The sequence below is a fragment of the uncultured Thiodictyon sp. genome (genome assembly GCF_903828115.1).
Taxonomy (GTDB): domain Bacteria; phylum Pseudomonadota; class Gammaproteobacteria; order Chromatiales; family Chromatiaceae; genus Thiodictyon.
On the sequence record NZ_CAIKKU010000687.1, the window covers coordinates 1 to 2,087 of the forward strand.

A 2,087-nucleotide genomic window follows, 5' to 3' on the forward strand; every position below is an offset into this window, starting at 1 on the left:
CAGGACCAAGGCCATCCGATGACGTCGCCAAACCTTGCCGATTGCGCTCGTCATGGTGACGCTCGCGCGTCCGGTATCCGTGCCGATTGGCTGTCCCGATGGAGCCTTGAGCATGTTTCAATCCGCGCCCGGTTGAACCGGGCGACACTGCGGGGCAGAGGTCGCTCCTCTCCCGAGCGCATTATCCCCCTGAAGGGAAAGGCTTCAACCGGAGGATTGCAATGAACGAAAGCCCCTTATTCATCGAAAGTCTGCGCCTGATGGTCATCGGCATGGGTATTGTCTATGCCAATCTGGGCGAGGATACCAGGAAGCGCCTGCGTCAGCTCAAGGCGGCGATGCCCAACATGCCCCAGCAGATGCTGCTGCGGGCAGAACCTGCTCGGTTATCGCCACGATGCCGACGAATCGGTCCCTGATTTCATACCCTTCTCCCCCGCGGGGGATGAGGGGGGACACAAACGACGCATGCCATGCCAGACGTGGTTTAACCTCAATACCGTTCAATGGCACAGCACAATGCTCTCCTCGAAGGGTTTGGTCGGCTGAGGAGGATGTCGGTGGTGCGCACGCTTCTTGGGCCATTTGCTCATCTTTTGTTTGATGACGCGGGGATTGATCCGGTGACGGCGCGGCGGGAGGATTTCCTCGGCGACTTCCTGCACGAGGCGCCGATACCACTGCCGAATCTGGCGCGGCCGCGTGGGGCACTCAGGCAAACGGCAGCGCAGAATCTTGAGTGCACCGGTAAAAGACACGCGTTGCGGGTCGATCTGCTGCGTGGCGGCCGCCTCCTGCATCAGCACGCGCACCAAATCATGCGCGAGCATCGACGCATCGACCTCTTGCACGACCCCGGCGGGGGTCTGGCGGCGCAGCACCGGGCGTTCGCGCTGATGGGTCTTGCGTTCGTCAAAGGTCAGTTCTTCTTCCCAGCGCTCAGGGTACAGGCACACCAAGGTCAGGGCCGGGTCCAATTCGGCATCAAGCAGAGTGGTCAGCAACCGATGACGCTCCTCCTTGCCGGGACGCTGCGGGTCATCGAGCGTGTCTTCGATCAGGCGCACCAACAGGCCGTTGCGATCGCGTCGCCGAGCGGCGGCGCAGGGATACCGCTTGGCCAGGTACGAGCCATCGGGCACGTGTTGGAGCGGGGTGAAGACGCGATTGGAGGTGAGGCGTGCGAGCAGATGGGCTTGGCGGCGCTGACCGTGGCGAAGGTCAGAAAATGCCGATCCCACCACCGCAGCATGTCGGGCTGCAGGAAGCGCAGCAGGAATGGCACCATGGTGATTTCCGCCGCGCGCAACGACTTGCTCAGCCATTTCCACAGGACATGGCTACCGGTCTCGCACCGGGCCAACACCCGCACCTGCGGAAAGGCGCCGGGCGCGCGGCCACTGCCGGGACGCCCGAAGGCGCGCTCGTTGGCCGGGGTATCGGCCACCTTCAGCACAAAGCCATCGACGGCCATCGTGCGCATGCCGCGGTAGAAGGCGCCGGGCGTCTCGGGGCGACCGAGCAACGCCACGACCTGCGAGGCCAGCGCGCGCAGCGGCGCTACCCCCAACCGCTGGCGTGCCTCGCACCGCGTCGAGCGCCCCGGGATGCCGCCTGGGCGAAAGACCTGCAACCCGCGAAAAATCTGGCGATAGGCATCGCGAGAAAACAACCCAAGGGCGATCATGAACCACACCATGAACCACCCCGGTAGGCGCCGACAGGGGGTGCGATCGCGACCGGTCTGCGCCAGGGCGTCATCGACCCGGGCGCGCGGGATGATGCGTTGCAGCGCCCGCAGGCGTTCGTCCGTTGGCCATGCGGCTAATGCCGCTGCCTCATGGTGCAGATCGATCACTGTAGCCCCTTGATCAGGTTAGGATTTTATGCAATCTAGCCTGACACTTGGCCACGGATTCGGCAAGCGCATTGAACGGTATTGGGCTTACGCCCATATCGTCGCGGAGAATTTCGCGCAGGCCGCCGCCACGCTCAAGGATCGCATGGTGCAGAACATGGGCTTCGAGCGGCTGGAAACGGCGGCGCTGATCGTCCCGCAGCAATCCCTGCCGCTGGTTGGCGGAGCG

Annotated in this window: 4 protein-coding genes; 2 read left to right on the plus strand and 2 right to left on the minus strand. The window is 63.9% G+C overall.

Features of this window, described 5'->3' with window-relative positions:
- Nucleotides 1–221 precede the first annotated feature (221 nt).
- On the plus strand, nt 222–419 hold the full coding sequence (locus QZY48_RS25970) for a hypothetical protein (RefSeq protein ID WP_295436421.1): 198 nt from the start codon (nt 222–224) through the stop codon (nt 417–419).
- 84 nt (nt 420–503) lie between these two features.
- On the opposite strand, the gene QZY48_RS25975 is transcribed toward QZY48_RS25970, so the two are convergent.
- Both QZY48_RS25975 and QZY48_RS25980 read right to left on the minus strand, forming a co-directional pair.
- Nucleotides 504–1,067, minus strand: a complete 564-nt coding sequence (locus QZY48_RS25975) for a hypothetical protein (protein WP_295436422.1) — start codon at nt 1,065–1,067, stop codon at nt 504–506.
- Entirely contained in the window at nt 1,058–1,858 is an 801-nt protein-coding gene (locus QZY48_RS25980) for a transposase domain-containing protein (protein ID WP_295436423.1), read from the minus strand. The genes QZY48_RS25975 and QZY48_RS25980 overlap by 10 nt, the downstream gene beginning before the upstream one ends.
- Before the next feature lie 28 nt (nt 1,859–1,886).
- Between QZY48_RS25980 and QZY48_RS25985 the strand changes: the two genes are divergently transcribed.
- Nucleotides 1,887–2,087 (plus strand): hypothetical protein (locus tag QZY48_RS25985; RefSeq protein ID WP_295436424.1); only part of this gene is annotated, 201 nt, incomplete at its 3' end.